This window comes from Aquabacter albus, from assembly GCF_040049275.1.
Lineage (GTDB): Bacteria > Pseudomonadota > Alphaproteobacteria > Rhizobiales > Xanthobacteraceae > Aquabacter.
Genome location: NZ_JBDZDT010000005.1, coordinates 496,543 through 513,698 on the forward strand (window position 1 = coordinate 496,543; position 17,156 = coordinate 513,698).

General features: G+C 66.4%; 15 protein-coding genes and 1 tRNA gene. 9 read left to right on the plus strand and 7 right to left on the minus strand.

The features are described 5' to 3' along the window. Window positions 1–59: 59 nt before the first annotated feature. Window positions 60–335 carry a hypothetical protein gene (locus tag ABLE91_RS15090; RefSeq protein WP_348931877.1) on the minus strand — a complete coding sequence of 92 codons (276 nt, stop codon included), beginning with the start codon at window positions 333–335 and terminating at the stop codon, window positions 60–62. Between the two features lie 104 nt (window positions 336–439). Beyond that, window positions 440–799, minus strand: a complete 360-nt coding sequence (locus ABLE91_RS15095) for a hypothetical protein (RefSeq protein ID WP_348931879.1) — start codon at window positions 797–799, stop codon at window positions 440–442. A gap of 239 nt (window positions 800–1,038) precedes the next feature. On the opposite strand from ABLE91_RS15095, the gene ABLE91_RS15100 reads away from it, so the two are divergent. The 7 genes from ABLE91_RS15100 to ABLE91_RS15130 all read left to right on the plus strand — a co-directional run bounded on the left by ABLE91_RS15100 (window position 1,039) and on the right by ABLE91_RS15130 (window position 8,186). Next, window positions 1,039–1,950, plus strand: coding sequence for a hypothetical protein (locus ABLE91_RS15100; RefSeq protein ID WP_348931881.1), 912 nt, complete (start codon window positions 1,039–1,041; stop codon window positions 1,948–1,950). Between the two features lie 402 nt (window positions 1,951–2,352). Further along, on the plus strand, window positions 2,353–3,813 hold the full coding sequence (fumC, locus tag ABLE91_RS15105) for a class II fumarate hydratase (RefSeq protein ID WP_348931883.1): 1,461 nt from the start codon (window positions 2,353–2,355) through the stop codon (window positions 3,811–3,813). Window positions 3,814–3,826: 13 nt separating this feature from the next. Next, the gene (locus tag ABLE91_RS15110; protein WP_348931884.1) at window positions 3,827–4,231 is read left to right on the plus strand and encodes a cupin domain-containing protein; all 405 of its coding nucleotides are present in this window, start codon (window positions 3,827–3,829) and stop codon (window positions 4,229–4,231) included. Further along, the gene (gene mqo / locus ABLE91_RS15115) at window positions 4,228–5,721 is read left to right on the plus strand and encodes a malate dehydrogenase (quinone) (protein WP_348931886.1); all 1,494 of its coding nucleotides are present in this window, start codon (window positions 4,228–4,230) and stop codon (window positions 5,719–5,721) included. Before ABLE91_RS15110 ends, mqo begins: the two co-directional genes overlap by 4 nt. Before the next feature lie 7 nt (window positions 5,722–5,728). Then, window positions 5,729–7,018, plus strand: coding sequence for a threonine/serine exporter family protein (locus tag ABLE91_RS15120; protein ID WP_348931889.1), 1,290 nt, complete (start codon window positions 5,729–5,731; stop codon window positions 7,016–7,018). A 54-nt stretch (window positions 7,019–7,072) separates the two neighbouring features. Further along, window positions 7,073–7,309, plus strand: a complete 237-nt coding sequence (locus tag ABLE91_RS15125) for a hypothetical protein (protein ID WP_348931891.1) — start codon at window positions 7,073–7,075, stop codon at window positions 7,307–7,309. Between the two features lie 142 nt (window positions 7,310–7,451). Then, complete coding sequence (locus tag ABLE91_RS15130) at window positions 7,452–8,186, plus strand: type III PLP-dependent enzyme domain-containing protein (RefSeq protein WP_348931894.1); 735 nt, start codon at window positions 7,452–7,454, stop codon at window positions 8,184–8,186. 760 nt (window positions 8,187–8,946) lie between these two features. Here the strand turns inward: ABLE91_RS15130 and ABLE91_RS15135 are convergent. The 4 genes from ABLE91_RS15135 to ABLE91_RS15150 all read right to left on the minus strand — a co-directional run bounded on the left by ABLE91_RS15135 (window position 8,947) and on the right by ABLE91_RS15150 (window position 12,454). Continuing rightward, window positions 8,947–9,022, minus strand: a tRNA-Lys gene (locus ABLE91_RS15135). 206 nt (window positions 9,023–9,228) lie between these two features. Continuing rightward, window positions 9,229–10,728: a tripartite tricarboxylate transporter permease gene (locus ABLE91_RS15140; RefSeq protein ID WP_348931895.1), complete on the minus strand. Its 1,500-nt coding sequence runs from the start codon at window positions 10,726–10,728 to the stop codon at window positions 9,229–9,231. Window positions 10,729–10,738: 10 nt separating this feature from the next. Then, the gene (locus ABLE91_RS15145; protein ID WP_348931897.1) at window positions 10,739–11,200 is read right to left on the minus strand and encodes a tripartite tricarboxylate transporter TctB family protein; all 462 of its coding nucleotides are present in this window, start codon (window positions 11,198–11,200) and stop codon (window positions 10,739–10,741) included. A 273-nt stretch (window positions 11,201–11,473) separates the two neighbouring features. After that, window positions 11,474–12,454 carry a tripartite tricarboxylate transporter substrate-binding protein gene (locus ABLE91_RS15150; protein WP_348931898.1) on the minus strand — a complete coding sequence of 327 codons (981 nt, stop codon included), beginning with the start codon at window positions 12,452–12,454 and terminating at the stop codon, window positions 11,474–11,476. 302 nt (window positions 12,455–12,756) lie between these two features. Between ABLE91_RS15150 and ABLE91_RS15155 the strand changes: the two genes are divergently transcribed. After that, window positions 12,757–14,790 carry a DUF6600 domain-containing protein gene (locus tag ABLE91_RS15155; protein WP_348931900.1) on the plus strand — a complete coding sequence of 678 codons (2,034 nt, stop codon included), beginning with the start codon at window positions 12,757–12,759 and terminating at the stop codon, window positions 14,788–14,790. A 58-nt stretch (window positions 14,791–14,848) separates the two neighbouring features. Here ABLE91_RS15155 and ABLE91_RS15160 read toward each other — a convergent pair whose 3' ends face one another. Then, window positions 14,849–16,435: a 2-isopropylmalate synthase gene (locus ABLE91_RS15160; protein WP_348931902.1), complete on the minus strand. Its 1,587-nt coding sequence runs from the start codon at window positions 16,433–16,435 to the stop codon at window positions 14,849–14,851. A gap of 360 nt (window positions 16,436–16,795) precedes the next feature. On the opposite strand from ABLE91_RS15160, the gene ABLE91_RS15165 reads away from it, so the two are divergent. Continuing rightward, entirely contained in the window at window positions 16,796–17,119 is a 324-nt protein-coding gene (locus tag ABLE91_RS15165; protein WP_348931904.1) for a hypothetical protein, read from the plus strand. Window positions 17,120–17,156: the final 37 nt, after the last annotated feature.

Consider the following 17,156-nt stretch of genomic DNA (forward strand, 5'->3'; position numbering starts at 1 on the left):
CACCGTCCGGGGCATTTTTTTATCTCATTCACCCGCGGCTGTGATGCCGCGCAGGGTGATCAGGAATTGATCATCGCCAGGCACTTGCCGGCCGCCTCGGCGGCGGGGCGGGCATCGCCCATGGACACGGCGCCGGACTTGACCAGCGCCTGCGTATTGGCCGTCACGATGCTGCGCAGGTCGGCGCCGGGAGCCACCTGCGGCGCGGAGGCGCTGTAAATGGCCTTGCCGTTGGTGTTGAGGCCGGCAGCGCACTTGTCGGCCGCCGGACGGTCGGCGAGCGCGACGGACGTGATGAGGCAAAGGCCGGCGGCGGCCGTCAGCTTGAAGTACATGGGTCTTCCTCCTCGCATAAGGACGGCCTCGCCCGCGGCGCAGGCCGTCGTGCCCCTCCAGGACTGGCGCAACGCGCCGCCTTCAAACGCGGATAATAGCGTGCTCAGCGCACCCCGGCGCGGTTCACCGGACCGCCGGTGTTCGCACCCCAGCCCGGACCGCCCACACCGGCACCCGGTGCCACCCCGACACCAGCCGCGCCAGCGCCAGCGCCCGGCGCGAGACCCACACCAGCCGCGCCTGCCCCGGCGCCCGGCAGCACGCCGACCCCGCCCGGGTTGGCGGTGCAGCCCACCGGATAGCCCGGCCGCGTGCAGTGGACGACGCCCGGCGCCGGACGAACGACGCAGCCGACCGGCACCCCCGGCCCCGTGCAATAGACCACAGCCCGGCTCTCGCCGGCCCCCGCGGTCAATGCCAAGCCAAAGAACATCCCGAACACCGCAACTTTGTTCAAAGACATTACTCATTCCTCCAGGGGTGCCGGCCGCCGCGTGAACCGCTAGGGTCCGTCCCCGTCCACGACAATGGCAATTCTTGGCCTCTTTAGGCCAACTTGCCTCTTCATCGTATGACTGTCCGCGCTATATAGCCCTCGCGTCGCCATGGGTGACGGAAAATCGCCGAGACCGTACAGCCAGCATGCCTAAGCGCAGCCAGACTCTCACGAATGCGGAGATCGTGAGCCGAGCGGTGGCGCGGATGGACACCTTCCGCACCCACCCGGATTTCTTTCCCGCAACCGAGCGCTGTGCGCGCGGCCTCGTCGGAATGTATCGCGGGCACCGTCTGCTGAACCGTATCCTCAACGATCGGGGGCGCGTGGTCTTCGGCCTCTTCGCCCTTTATCTCGACGCCACCCCGGATGAGAACGGCGTCGGCCTCACGGTCACGCGCATCGCCACATTGTGCCAGGAAACCAACGTCTGCAGCCGCGGCCGCGCCAAGGCCATGGTGATGCTCATGCGCTGGGCGGGCTATCTCGACATCGGCGGAGAGACCGGCCCGAATCGCAGGCAGCGCCCGCTTGTCCCTACCCCACGCCTGCTCCAGGAGCAGATCAACCGGTGGCGGCAGCTCTGTGGCGCGCTCGCCATGCTCCATCCCCCCGCCGAGGATGTGCTCGCGCGGATCGAGGACCCCGTTTTCGCGCGTACCCTGGTGCGTGAGATCGGGTCGCGCTTTCATGCAGGCGTGCGCCTGCTTCACTACGCGCCGCAGGCCAGCGTCTTCGCCGAGCGCGACGCCGGCATCCTCATCGCCATGAGCCTGCTGATCTCGGGGGCCGAAGGCGATGCCTTTCCCCCGGAGCAGCCCGTCCCGGTGCCCGTGGCCGCCTTGGCCCGGCAGTTCTTCGTCTCGCGTGCACACGTGCTGAAGCTCATGCGCGAGGCGGAGCAGGAAGGGTTGATCGCGCGCACGCCTTCGCCCACAGGAAGCGTGCACCTGCTGGAGCCCCTGCGCAGCGGCATGGTGGCCTTCTTCGCAGCGATGTTCTCTGTTCTCGCCGATGCCGGAGACGCGGCGCTCGTCGCCGCGGGCGAAGCCCCGAGCTTTCCGGCGAGCGCCGGTGGCCAGGTTTTTGCGCCGCGGGACCAGACGGCGCATCCCTGAGGGGTCGAGCCGCACCACCGCCGGCAATCGCCCCAACTGCCGTCAGAGGCGGACGCTGAAACCCTGCCCACAGGCGGATGGTCAGGTGCGTCAGGCTTTAGGAACGACGCCCGCACACGGAGTGGTGCATGCGCCGGGAGCCCGGGCTCCGCTGGCACCATACCGTTCGCCCCACACCTGCGCCCTGCGGGAGAGACCCTGACGCCCGGCAAAGCATCTTGGGATTTCATCTATTCATGATACAACCAAAAGTATTCATTGATAATAGTATCCATGCTCGTCACATTAGTACCGTCTGCATCAGGCTACAGCTAAGCTTCTGAAGTAATAAAGTAACCTTCCCAGACACGGCACGTCCTCCCCCTCCTTTGGTCCACATGCCCAACACGGAGCGTTCCTGCCATGACCGAAATCGATCCCGGCCTTCCCGTGCTCCGCGACCTGCCGATTGGGATTAGTGCCACCGGCACCCGCAGCGAATTCGACAGCATGGGCAATGTGGATGTGCCCGCCGATCGCTATTGGGGCGCGCAGACCGAGCGGTCCCTTCACCACTTCAATATTGGCGGAGACCGCATGCCCAAGGCGGTCTATCACGCCTATGGCTACGTCAAGAAAGCCTGCGCGCTGGTCAATGCCGCCGCGGGCCGCCTGCCGGACTGGAAGCGCGACGCCATCGTGCGCGCCGCCGACGAAACGATCGCCGGCAAGCTCGACGACAATTATCCGCTGTTCGTCTGGCAGACGGGGTCTGGCACCCAGTCGAACATGAACGTGAACGAGGTGATTTCGAACCGCGCCATCCAGCTCCTGGGCGGCCAGATGGGCACCCAGAAGCCGGTCGGTCCCAATGACGACGTGAACATGGGACAGTCCTCCAACGACACGTTCCCGACCGCCATGCACATCGCCTCGGTCTACGCGATCGACGAGGAACTGGTGCCGGCAGTGACCAAGCTGGTGGAGGTGATCGAGAAGAAGGCCGACGGCTGGATGGATGTGGTGAAGATCGGCCGCACCCATCTCGAGGATGCCGTGCCGCTGACCGTCGGCCAGGAATGGCATGGCTGGGCCGGCCAGATCCGCGCCTGCATCGCCGATCTCGAAGCCTGCCGCGGCGGTCTTTACGAGCTGGCGGTGGGCGGCACGGCCGTCGGCACGGGCCTCAACGCGCCTCCGGGCTTCTCCAGGGATGTGGCCGCGAAGATCGCCGAGCTCACCGGCAAGCCGTTCGTCACCGCGCCGAACAAGTTCACCGCTCAGGGCTCCCTCGACGCCATGGTGCGTGCGTCAGCCGCCCTGCGCGGCCTTGCGGTGGCGCTGATGAAGATCGCCAACGACATGCGCTGGCTGGCCTCGGGCCCGCGGTGCGGTTTCGGCGAGCTGAAGCTGCCGGACAACGAGCCGGGTTCCTCCATCATGCCGGGTAAGGTCAACCCCACCCAATGCGAGGCGATGGTGATGATCGCCATCCAGGTCATGGGGAACGATTCCGCCGTGGCGATCGCGGGCAGCCAGGGCAATTTCGAACTCAACGCCATGCGCCCGATCATCATCAACAATTTCCTCCATTCGGCGCGGATCCTCGCCGATGGCTGCGACAGGTTCCGCGAGTTCTCGGTGGAGGGCACCGACATCATCCGCGAGAAGATCCAGAGCTATGTGGAGGGCAGCGTCATGCTCGTCACTGCGCTATCGCCGGTGATCGGCTATCAGAACGCCGCCCACATCGCCGAGAAGGCCATCGCCGACGGCACCACGCTCAAGGTGGCCGCCCTCGCTTCGGGCAAGGTGGACGAGGCGCTCTTCGACAAGGTGATCAAGCCGCTGGACATGGTCGGCCGCGGCCTGGCCGGCGCCTGAGGGAGGCAGCAACATGATCCGATGCGTACGCATGTGGACCGGGCCGGACGGCAATTCGCTGTTCGAGGAAGGCGCGATCACCCTGGCCGAGGGCGCGCGCGGCGACTTCGTGGGATTGCCCGTGAAGGCGCAGCAGGTCTCCTTCCAGGAAACCCAGTCCGGCGGCTCCTATGCGTGGCACCAGGACCCGGTGCCGCGGTTCGTCATCACCCTCTCGGGCACGCTCGAATTCGAGACGAAGTCCGGCGCGACCTTCATCATCCGGCCGGGCGATGTGCTGCTCGCGCAGGACAATAGCGGCTCCGGTCACACGTGGCGGCTCATCGGCGATGAGCCGTGGCGCCGCGCCTACGTGGTCTACGAAGAAGGCGCGGACCTGCGCTTCACCCCCACCCCCAGCAAGGAGCCGGCCGCATGACATCCTCGGCGTCATCCCGCACCGATATCGTCCTGATCGGCGCCGGCATCATGAGCGCGACGCTCGGCAGCGTGCTCAAGGAGCTGAACCCCTCTTACAGCATGACGATGTTCGAGCGCCTCAGCGACTGCGCGCAGGAGAGCTCGCAGGCCTGGAACAATGCCGGCACCGGCCACGCCGCGAACTGCGAGCTGAACTACACGCCCCAGCGCCCCGACGGCTCGGTGGACATTTCCCAGGCCCTGAAGGTCAACACCGAGTTCGACCTGTCGCGCCAGCTCTGGGCCTATCTGGTGACCAAGGGGGCGATCCCCGATCCCCGCGCCTTCATCCACCCCTGCCCGCACATGAGCATGGTGTGGGGCACGGAGAATGTCGCCTTCCTGAAGGCGCGCTTCCAGGCCATGTCCGCGCACCATTGCTATCACGGCATGGAATATACCGAGGACGGCGCCCAGATCGACAAATGGGCGCCCCTCACCATGGAAGGGCGCGACCCGAGCCAGCCCGTCGCCGCGACCCGCATCATCACCGGAACCGACGTGGACTACGGGTCGCTGACCCATCTCCTTGTCGCCCACCTGAAGGCCCAGCCCGGCTTCGACCTGCATTACAAGACCGAGGTGGTGGGGCTCGACCGCGAAAGCGACGGCCGCTGGCGCGTGACCTTCGAGGACAAGGACGGCCAGCGGAACTCGGTCTCTGCCGGCTTCGTCTTCATCGGCGCCGGTGGCGCGGCCATCGACCTGTTGCAGAAATCCGACATTCCCGAGGGCAAGGGATATGGCGGCTTTCCGGTGAGCGGCATCTGGCTGCGCTGCGATGTGGATGCGGTCACGCAGCGTCACCACGCCAAGGTCTACGGCAAGGCCTCCACGGGCTCTCCCCCCATGTCGGTCCCGCATCTGGACACGCGCGTGATCGGAGGGAAAACCTCCCTGCTGTTCGGGCCCTATGCCGGCTTCTCCACGAAGTTCCTGAAGCACGGGTCGTTCACCGACCTGTTCGGCTCGATCACCTTGGACAATATCGTGCCGCTGCTCGACGTGGCCAAGAACAACATCAAGCTGACCGAATATCTCATCGGCCAGGTGCTGCAGACCCACCACCACCAGTTCGAGATGCTGAAAGCGTTCTTTCCGAACGCCCAGCGCGAGGACTGGAAGGAAGCGGTGGCCGGGCAGCGCGTGCAGGTCATCAAGCCCTACAAGGACGGCGGCGGGTATCTTGAGTTCGGCACGGAGCTGGTGCCGGCGGCGGACCGCTCGCTTGTCGCCCTGCTCGGCGCCTCTCCCGGCGCTTCGACCGCCGCGTTCATTGCCATGGAAGTGCTTCAGACCTGCTTTGCCGACAAGCTCACCGACGATGCGTGGCTGCCGGCCCTGAAGCGCATCATCCCCACTTACGGCATCGACCTGACCACGGATGCGGACGCCTGCCGCCGCACCCGTGCGGCCACGGCGCCGATCCTCAAGATCGATAATGTCTGACAACGAGGTGCCGGCCGGGTTCTCGAAGGAGCCGGCCGGCAGCGAGGAGATCGCGCATCTGCTCCTGCGGCTGGGCCGGCTGTTGCTCGCCTACGGCGCCGACACCGATCACGTCATTCGCCGCATCACGGCGCTGGCGGTGCGCCTGGGGGTGGGCGTCGAGCTGTTCGTGGGCAGTGAGCGCCTTTTGCTGACGGTGGAAGGACAGGGCGCATTTCGGACAAAGGTCGGCCATGCCCTGGGTGCCATGGGCATAAATGCCGGCCGGCTGGCCATGCTCGAGCGCATCGCGGACGCGCTGGGCGCGGGCCAGATCGATCTGGCGGAAGCGATCCGCCAAGTCGACGCGGTGGAAAAGGCGCCGCCGCATCATCCGGGCTGGATCGTCGTGGTCGCCATTGGGGGAACCGCCGCGGCGCTCGCGCGCCTCTTCGGGGCGGATTGGCCGGTTGTCGCCGCCGCCTTCGCCGCCGGCATGATCAGCATGCTGTTGCGGCGTGGCTTTGCACGCCACGAGATGAATTCCGTCGCAGCTGCCTTGCTCACGGCGCTTCTCAGCGGACTTGCGGGCGCGCTGCTGCTGAAGGGCGTCCCCGGTGCTATTCCCACCATGTGCCTCGTGGCGGCGGGGATGATCCTGGTGCCCGGGGTGCCGCTGATCAACGGCATCACAGACCTTGCCATGGGCCACCCCGCCATGGGGCTCGCGCGGCTCGCGAACAGCACGGTGGTCGTGCTCGCGATCGGCTTCGGCCTGTTTCTCGCCAGCGCCATCTTCCGTGATGCGCTTCCCGTCTCGGTGAGCCCGGGTTCGGTGCCCCTGGCCGAAGACGTGCTCTTCTCCGCCATTGCCGCCTTCGGCTACGCCATGTTGTTTGACGTGCCCCGCCGGGCCGTGTGGGCGTGCATGGTCTGTGGCGCGGTCTCGCACGCAGGCCGCAGCCTGATCGAGACGCTCGGCGTTGATGGATCCGCGGCCACCTTCCTCTGCGCGGTTTTGGCCGGGCTCCTGGCCTGCGGATTCGGGCGGTGGTTGCGCCTGCACTGGACGGCATTCGCCTTTCCCGGCGTGGTGGCGATGATCCCGGGCTCCTATGCCTTCCGTGCGGCCATCGGGGGTCTCCACATCATGACGGAGGGCGCTGCGACGCCGGCCGGCCTTCTCGCGGAGACCCTGTCAGCAGCCATCGCCGCGATGGTGATGACGGTGGCAGTCGGCATCGGGCTTTTGCTCGCCTATGCCCTCGCCCGCTTCGCCGAGACGATGATGGGCGCGCAGGGGCCCGCGCACCGATAAGGGACGGGATATTTGCTGCGATATAGTGCTCTCATCACCAGCAGGAGTCGCAGCATGCCCACGCAAGAGTTTATCGCCGCGAAGATCCGCGAAGCCGCAGCACCGACCGTCGGAACCGTCTCCGATCATGAATTGCAGATCACGCCGATCGACGTGAGCGCTCTGCCTTACAATTGGGAGCTTGTGCCGCCTGAAGACCGCCTGAGGAACGAAGCGGAGGTGAAGCGCGTCGAAGCCATCCACGCGGCCGCGGAATCAGTCCGGGAGGAGTTTCCTCGCATTGATTGGTGAGATCCTCCCCCGCCACCTTTTGTCCTGAGCCGCGCGCCGCGCTTGCGTTTCGGGATCCGGACGCGGTGGATGAAGGTCGCCTAGCGCAAACACCAAAAATGCGTCACAGGGGTGCGGCGTCGGCTGAAGCGAGGGGGGTCGCGTGAGAGATGCGCTGAAGGCGCTGATGGTCGGCATCCTCTGCATGGCCATCGGCATCGGCTTGGGCTTCGCCCTGGCCGCAACGTTCTGGGATCGGCTCCTCGTCACCATCAATGACGACAAGCTTTCGAACTGGCTGAGCTTCACCGGCGCCATGCTCGGAGCGCTGGCGACCGTCACGGCCGGCGGCCTCGCCTATCTCGGGGTGCTCTACAGCCATGCCGCCGGAAACCGTGACGCCGCCGTTCGCCGCATCACCGGATACCTGGCGACCATTCGGGAGATCTACGCTGCGTGGCTCGATCTGAAGAGCCTTCCCGAGACCGACCCGGATCGGACCTTGAAGACGCACAGCCTGCAGAGCCAGCTGCATCGCACGGACATCCTGACCTCGCTCTACGATTCGATCCTTCAGGAAGACCAGTCCGCGATCTTCATCTTCTGCAACACCCTTCGCGTCGGCCTGATGTCCGGGCACCCGCATCAGCACAACGCGAATGAGATCGCCCTCTACATCTTTGACGACGTCACGCGCGCGCTCACCATCCGCAAGCGCCTGCTCGAAGAGGGCACGTCGATCAAGAAAATCCAGGGCACCAAGTTCCTGATACCCGACCCCTATCTGAAGGCCCTGTCGTCCGGTGAGACCGCCGACCTCATCGCCAAGAAGGCGTGGGTCTATACCGATGATACAGACCGGGTCTATGCGGCGCCGGACGCTGTGGCTGCGGTCTAGGGCGGCCGTCACGCATCGATAACGCGCCTCGGCGCCTTCATCGCCTGACCGAGGCCGGGACCGGGCGCCGGCACCATGTGGTTGGAATGGGCGCCCGCCGCGGGGGTGGAAGGCGCCACGAGGGGGGCTGATGTCAGGGCAGCACCCCCACCGTGGCGCCTTCGCCGACACGGGCGACCGTGCGGGGTGGGTTGTATGATGCAGGTGCTGCACCGCGCACCCATGCTCGTGCGCGAACTGTTGTTCCAAAACGTGTTCGTCAGAGAGCTGGTGTCGGGTGAGCGAACCGGCGTGGCGCAGCGAAGGCGCGCGAACGGCATGGGAATCATGGAGATCAGTGCCGTGCCGCCCTCTGCAAAATGCGCAGAAGACGGCACGCCGCGCGCGGAGCGCTGCCACCGGGGGTCTGGGGCAGCGCCATCCGTGATTAGGTCAGCAATATTGTCCGAAATGCGCCAGCTTGGCCGCACATCGGCAGGTGTAGACGAGGTGTCACACCCAACCTTGGTATCGAAGGCAAACGACTGTTTGCGCAGGGAAATCCGGCGAACGGCTCATGCGCCCATCCCTTCGGGCTGGAAGGGCCGTAGGCGGCCGATTCGGCGTCACGAGGCCGAGGAGCCGGCTCCAGGCCAAAGCAACCGTGCGCAGCGCCTGGGAGCGCCTTGCCGCGTGAACGAAACAGGGTGAAGTGTTGGAAAAGCCGGTGATGGCTTTTGGTGGGTAACACCAAGCTTTCGGCACAAGTGCTTGGAAAGTTTGGTGGGCGCACTAGGGCTCGAACCTAGGACCCGCTGATTAAGAGTCAGCTGCTCTACCAACTGAGCTATGCGCCCTCCGGGGCCGTCGGCCCTCAGGGAGGTGGTCATGTAGCAAAGCCCCCCCGCGGTGTCCAGAGCCATATGGCCTGTTTTTCACATGCCGTTCCTGTGTCCACAGCTGAGGCGAAATCCGCTGAAAAAACAAAAAGGGCGCGGCCTTGCGGTCGCGCCCTCAAAAGCTTGGCGGAGACAAGGGCGGCCCCGGAAACGGGGCCGCCGCATCACTCCTTGAAGGCTTCCTCGCGTGTCTTGTTCACCGAGGGCAGCAGGACCACCACGAGCGCCACCACGGCCACCAGCAGCAGGCCGGCGGAGATGGGACGGGTGACAAACACCAGGGGGTCGCCGCGCGAGATCAGCATGGCGCGCCGGAGATACTCCTCCAGCATGGGCCCGATGACGAAGCCCAGCAGCAGCGGTGCCGGCTCGCATTCCAGCTTCACCAGGATGTACCCGGCGAGGCCGAACAGGGCCATGGTGTACACGTCGAACGTGTTGTTGTTCACGCTGTAAACGCCGATGCAGCAGAACGCCATGATCGCCGGGAACAGCACGTGGTAGGGCACGGTGAGCAGGCGCACCCACATGCCGATGAGCGGCAGGTTGAGCAGCACCAGCATCAGATTGCCGATCCACATGGAGGCGATGACGCCCCAGAAGAGGTCCGGCTTCTCGGTCACCACGTTCGGCCCGGGCGTGATGCCCTGGATGATGAGAGCGCCGATCATGAGCGCCATCACCGGGTTCGACGGGATGCCGAGGGTGAGCATGGGGATGAAGGAGGTCTGCGCGCCCGCATTGTTGGCGCTCTCCGGTCCCGCCACACCCTCGATCGCGCCCTTGCCGAAGCGCCGCGAGTCCTTGGCGAACTTCTTCTCGATAGAGTAGGAGGCGAACGAGGATAGCATGGCGCCGCCGCCGGGCAGGATGCCGAGGAACGAGCCGAGAATCGTGCCGCGCAGGACGGGCGCGATGATCTGCTTGAACTCGGCCTTGGTGAGCATCAGGCTCGACACCTTCGCCGCCACCAGGGTGCGCTGGGATTCATCCTCAAGGTTGCGGATGATCTCGCCGACGCCGAACATGCCCATGGCGAGCGCCACGAAGTCGAAGCCGTCCGCCAGTTCCTGCACGTCGAAGGTGAAGCGCGGCGTGCCGGTGTAGATGTCCTGGCCGGAGAGGCCGAGGAGCAGGCCGAGCACGATCATCGCCAGCGCCTTGACCACGGAGCCCGAGGCCAGGGTCACCGAGGCGACAAGGCCGAGCACCATCAGCGCGAAATATTCCGGCGGGCCGAACTGCAGCGCGAGATCCGCAAGCGGAGGCGCGAACAGGGCCAGCAGGAAGGTGGCGACCGTGCCGGCGAAGAAGGAGCCGAGCGCCGCGGTCGCAAGCGCCGCGCCGGCCCTGCCCTGCTTCGCCATCTGATGGCCGTCGATGGCGGTCACCACGGATGATGATTCACCCGGCAGGTTGATGAGGATGGCAGTGGTCGAGCCACCATACTGGGCACCGTAATAGATGCCCGCCAGCATGATGAGCGCGGAGACCGGCGGCAGGCCGAAGGTGATCGGCAGCAGCATGGCGATGGTCGCCACCGGACCGAGGCCCGGGAGCACACCGATCAGCGTGCCGAGAAGGCAGCCGATGAAGCAATAAAGGAGATTCTGAAGCGAGAAAGCGACAGAGAATCCGAGCGCGAGATTGTCGAAAAGTTCCACGGCCGCCTCCTCAGTATCCGCCGAGCCAAGGGCCGATGAGCTGGATGGGGAGGCCGAGTCCAACGATGAACACGCCCCACGAGAACGCCACCATCACCGCCGTGATGGCGAGCGCGGTCACGAGGTGGAATTTCTGGCTGGCGAGGCAGCTCAGGAACACCGTGACGGCCAGCGTCGGCAGGAAGCCGAGGGGGCGCATGGCGAAGCCGAAGAACACCGTCGAAAGCGTGAGGAAAAACACGCCGCGCCAGGCGATGGAGGTGGTCCGATCACCATCGAACCTCAGCCCGTTGATCAGGACGATGAGGCCGAGCAGGCCCATGAGGCCGGACAGGACCATGGGGAAGTAGCCTGGCCCCATGCGCACCGACGAGCCCATGGGCAGGATTTTCGCCTGCCACGCGAAGATGAGCGCAAGCGCGATGAACACTAGACCGGACAACACGTCCTTAGGACTGCGGATGAAACTCATTGACCCCTCTCCCCCGGGAAAAAAATCTTGCTTATGCCTTGGCTGGGCCGGGGCCCCACCTCAGCTGGGCCTCAGACCCGCGCGCAGAACATAATAGCTATGCTGCGAAAGTCGAACAAAACTTCGTGGTGTCCCCCAGTAACAGCATGCCGTTGCGGCATTTTCTGCGGTCGCTCAACTCAATAGGCAACCCGACATCATGCCCAATGCGCAGGCGGGCGCCGAGGCGCCCGCCCAAAACTTCTTTGGATACAAGGCGGTGGCTACCCGCCCTCAGTCGGCGTAGACGCCGGCCGCCTCGATGATGGGCTTCCACTTCGCCACTTCGGACGCGACGAACTGCTTGTGGAATTCGCGGCTGCGACGATCCTTGGCTTCCGGCTCGGTGCCGAGGTCGGCGAAGCGGGCGATCACCTTGGGGTCCTCGAGCGCCGTGTTGAGGGCGGCGTTGAGCTTGTCCATGATGTCTTTCGGCGTGCCCTTCGGCGCGTACATGCCGTGCCAGATGGTCACTTCGAAGTCCTTCATGCCGCTCTCCTGGAGCGTGGGCAGGTCGCCCAGCGACTTCACGCGGTCCTTGGTGGTCACCGCATAGGCCTTCACCTTGCCGCCCCTGATCTGGCCGGTGGTGTTGGTGGTCTGGTCGCACAGGAGGTCGATCTGGCCGCCCACCAGATCGTTCATGGCGGGGCCCGTGCCCTGATAGGGAACGGTGGTCATCTGCGCGCCCACCTTGGACATGAACAGCATGCCGCACAGGTGCGAGGCCGAGCCGACGCCGGCATTACCGTAGGTAACCTTCTCCTTATTCTTCTTCACATAGTCGATCAGGTCCGTGATGTTCTTCGGCTCCATGCCGGGCTTGCCGATGATGGTCATCGGCACGGGCGTGATGAGCCCCGCCTCCTCGAAGTCGTTGACCACGCTGTAGGGCAGCTTGCGGTAGAGGGTGGCGGCGGTCACGTGGCCGATATGGTGGATCAGCAGCGTGTAGCCATCCGGCGCCGCCTTTGCCACCTGGCCCGCGCCGCGGGTGCCGCCGGCGCCGCCCACATTCTCCACCAGAACCTGCTGGCCGAGGGTCTTCGTCATGGATTCCGCGATGAGGCGCGCCACCGTGTCGGTGGGGCCTCCGGCCGCGAAGGGAACGATGACCGTGATCGGCCGGGTGGGATAAGCCTGCTGCGCTTCCGCGCCCGTAGCAGCCACGCCAAAAAGCGCAGCCAACGCGACAATCGCGTGCTTCAATTTCATTGGCAACCTCCTGGAGCCCTCAGGTCGGCCCTTGTCATATTTCGAGCGAACGCCCGCCTTTGTTCAAGAATGTCTTTGGGGCATCCGTCAAGTGCGACTGTTACTTTAGCGTCATAACTTTAGCATCAGTGCGGCGCGCATGTTGCAATGCAGCATAAATGCTAAGGCGACATGAAAATGCCGGAACTAGACCATTTTTCAACTTATCCTGTTCTGATTTATCTTCAATTTCATTGAGATAACTTATCGGAACCTTCCGCCTTGAGACGGGTTAAGCCCTCCACCACCCAGGAGGATTGACCATGCGCGCCAGCAGACCCTTCGCAATCGCGGGCCTTGCCGCGAGCCTCGTCGTCGTTCCTTTCGCATCGCCCGCCTTTGCCCAGCAGGCGCAGCCGGCCATGGCTTCGGCGCAGCAGAAGGTGGACATCAACGTCTTCTATGAGCCGCTCGCCGAGCACGGGACGTGGGTGGAGCATCCCGACTATAAATATGTCTGGGTGCCCAAGGGCATGGACGCAAGCTGGCGCCCCTATCAGGAAGGCCGGTGGCTGTGGACCGACGCCGGCTGGTACTGGGAATCGGGCGAGCCCTTCGCCTGGGCCACCTATCATTACGGCCGCTGGGGCTATGACCCCGATTATGGCTGGTTCTGGGTTCCCGGCGACACCTGGGCGCCGGCCTGGGTGACATGGCGCCGCGGCGGCGGGCAGATCGGCTGGGCGCCCATCGCCCCGCAAGGCGCCGGATACGCCATGGGCGTGCCGAAGCGCTACGACGCCCCCGTGGCGGAGAGCTGGGTGGTGGTTCGGGAGAATGACATCCTCGCGGAGGATCTCGCTTTGCGCGCCGAGCCCGTGTCCGAGCTCTCCGTGTGGTGGGACAGCGGCCCGCAGGTCTACGAGCCCGTCTATGACAATGGGATCGTGGTGACGCGCTTCATCGACGGGCCGGAAATCGCCCGCGTGACCCGGACAGAGGTGGTGACCCGCCAGGTGGTCCAGGTGAACCGCTATGATCAGGAGTTCATCGACAGCGGCGGCACCCGCATCGGCATCTACCGGCCGACCATCACCCAGATCACCGCCGCCAGCATTCCGGTGCCCGCGCGGGTGGTGCGCACGGTGAATGCGGACCAGCGGGTGACCATCCGCCAATATGCCCGCGACGGCTTCATCGGTGCGGGACCGTCCGCCGCCCTCCTCGGAGCCCTCGGCGTTGAGCAGCGGCGCGATTTGCGCCAGGCACGCTGGCGGGGAGACGAGCAGGCCTATCGCCGCGATATCCAGCAGTTCCAAGAGCGCGAGCGCGATGCCATTGCCCGGGAGCGGCAGGAGGCGCAGCGGGACCAGCGGGCGTTCGAGGAGCGCCGCCGCGACGGGATCCAGCAGCGCATGCGGCGCCAGCAGCAGGCCCTTCAGCAGCGGGAGCAGCGCGCAGGCGAAGTCATGCAGCGCCTGAACGTCCAGCCCACCGCGGCACCGGCTCAGGCGCCCAATGCAGCAGCCCCGAATGCGCCCGCACCGAACGCGGCGACGCCCGGCGCTCCCCCGCCCAACGCTTCGTCGGCTCCCGGCGCCGCTGCGCCCACGCCGGCCCCGAATGCGGCCCAGACACCCGCCGCTCCGACGGCGCCCGCCGGCCAGCCGCCGAACGCGCAGGCCCGCACGCCACAGGCGGCGCCCAACGCCGACAATACCGGATCCACGGGACGGCCGGACGCCCGGACGCCGCCTCCGCCCCCCCAATCGGCGCCCCCGCCCCAGGGCGCTGCACGCGAAACGCCGGCTGGCCAGCGCCAGCAGCCGGGCGCACCTCCGCCGCCCAGCGAGGCGAGGCGCAACCAGCCCGGCGACGACGCGCCGAATCGCAATCAGCCTCCGTCCAACCGCGATCCCAAGCGCGATGGACGGCAGGACGATGCCCCCTCGCGCGCCGACCGGCCTCAGCAGCCCCAGACCCCGCAGGCCGAGCGCACGCCGGACAGGACGCAGCAGCAGCGGCCCAATCCGGGAGACCGCGGCCCCGACCAGCCGCGCCCTGCACAGGCCGAGCGCCCGCCCCAGGCGCCGCCGCAAGCCCAGCAGCCCCAGCGCCAGCAGGAGCCGCAACGCCCTGCGTCATCGGAGCAGCGGTCCGCGCCGCAGCAGCCGTCCCAGCCTTCGCCGCGCCAGTCGCAGTCGGATGGACCGCGGCCCGGACCGCAGGCTGCGCCCCCTGCCGCGGCGCAGAAGCCGCAGGGTGGCGGTGATCGAGCGGGCGGATCAGGCGGCGGTGGGGGTCCAAACGGTGGGGGTGGCGGCGGTGGCGGCGACGCGCCTCAGCAGGGACGCTGAAAAAGGAAAGGCCGGGCAATCGCCCGGCCTTTCTCTTATCGATCGCGTCAGCCGGGAATCAGCCGGCAGCGGCCTGCGCGTTGAGGCTCTGGCGCTTGCGCATGAGCTTGTTGAGCGCGGTGATATAGGCCTGCGCCGAGGCGACCAGCGTGTCGGGGTCGGCCGCCTTGGCGGTCACGGCCTTGCCGTCCTCCTCCAGCCGCACAGACACTTCGGCCTGCGCGTCCGTGCCCTCGGTCACGGCGTGGACCTGATAGAGGTCCAGCTTCGCCGTGTGCGCCACCAGCGCCTTGATGCAATTGAAGGTGGCGTCCACCGGGCCGTTGCCCTCCGCCTCCTCGGTCAAGGTGCGGCCGTCCACCTCCAGGCGCATGGTGGCACGCTGGGGGCCGCGGGTGCCGGCGATCACCGAGAGCGAGACCAGCTTGATGCGGTCGTGCGCGGCAGCGATCTCCTGGTCCACCAGGGCCTCGATATCCTCGTCGTAGATCACCTTCTTGCGGTCGGCGAGGTCCTTGAAGCGGGTGAAGGCGTCGTTGAGCGCGTTCTCGCCCAGCTCGTAGCCCAGCGCCTTCAGCTTGTCCCGGAAGGCGGCGCGGCCGGAATGCTTGCCCATGACCAGCGAGGTCTTGGAGACGCCCACGCTCTCGGGGGTCATGATCTCGTAGGTCTGGTTGTGCTTCAGCATGCCGTCCTGGTGGATGCCGCTCTCATGGGCGAAGGCGTTCCGGCCCACGATGGCCTTGTTGTACTGCACCGGGAAGGACGTCACCGCCGACACCAGCCGGGAGGCGCGGGTGAGCATGGAGGCGTCGATGCCTGTCGTGTAGGGCAGCACGTCGCGGCGCACGGAGAGCGCCATCACGACCTCTTCCAACGCCGCATTGCCGGCCCGCTCGCCGATGCCGTTCACGGTGCATTCGATCTGCCGCGCACCGCCTTCCAGGCCCGCGAGCGAGTTCGCCACCGCGAGGCCCAGGTCATTGTGGCAATGGACGGAAAACACCGCCTTGTCCGCGTTCGGCACCTTTTCCCGCATGGTGCGGAACATGGTGCGATATTCGTCCGGCGTCGCGTAGCCCACCGTGTCGGGCAGGTTGATGGTGGTGGCGCCGGCCTTGATGGCCGCCTCGACGCAGCGGGCGAGATAGTCCAGCGGGGTGCGGGTCGCATCCATGGCGGACCATTCCACGTCCTCCACCAGATTGCGCGCCTGGGTGACCGTGGCGGTGATGATCTCCAGCACCTCTTCCTGCGACTTGCGCATCTGGTGTTCCAGATGGATCGGCGAGGTGGAGACGAAGGTGTGGATGCGGCCGCGCCGCGCATGGCGCACCGCTTCGCCGGCGCGGGCGATATCGATAGGAACGGCGCGGGCGAGGCCCGCGACCACCGCGCGCTTGGTGCGCCGCGCGATCTCGGCAACGGATTCGAAATCGCCCACCGAGGCGATGGGGAATCCGGCCTCGATTATGTCCACGCCCATGGTGTCCAGCAATTCCGCCACTTCGAGCTTTTCCTCGAAGGTCATGGAGGCGCCGGGGCACTGTTCGCCGTCGCGCAAGGTGGTGTCGAAGATGACGACGCGGTCCTTCTCGGATACCGGGGCGGGGCTCTCGGAGGGGGCCGGCTGCTGCGAACTCATGTCTTGCGTCCTTCTGGGGTCTCGGCCGTCGCGCTCTTTTGGGACAGGCCGGAATGCGCTTTCAGGTGTCTCTTAGCGGCATCCCCTGAGTGCCCAGGCGCAAGCGCCCGGCCGGCCCTCAGGGGCGGCTAAGAAGAAGGAGCGCGCGCAGAATAAGAGCGTTTCCCGTCACCCAGTGGGTGCGGGGGGCGGTACCGGCGCTGATCGTCGAACGGGACGACACGGGCTTCAGGCTCGCTCTCACATTAAGCTCTCGACTACGGCTGATAACCGAATTAGCGCGTGGGCACAAGGCGCAAGCCCTCTTGCAGCAAGGCCAGCTTGGCGGCAGGCTTGCCCCCCGCCTCGGAGTCGCCCCCCATGCGCTTTCTCCTCGCCGCTCCCCTCTTGCTCATTCTCGCCGCCTGTACCACGGCGCAGACGCCCGCCCCGAACACCGCCGTGCCACCGCCGCCCGGCCTCGGCGTGGCGGATGCGACCGGGGGTGCCAGCGGCTGCGCGGCCGCGCTCGCGAATTTCCAGAAGGTGGTGGACGCCGACAACTCCACCGGCAACGTCAATGCCTCGGTCTATGCCCGGATCAACAAGGATCTCGCCCCGGCCCGCGCCGAGTGCCAGGCGGGACGCGATGCCCAGGCGCGCTCCGCGCTCGCTTCGGTGCGGGCACGCTACGGCTATCCGTGAGCCTGCCGCCCGGCGTGATTTTCGTGCGCGGCCCGCG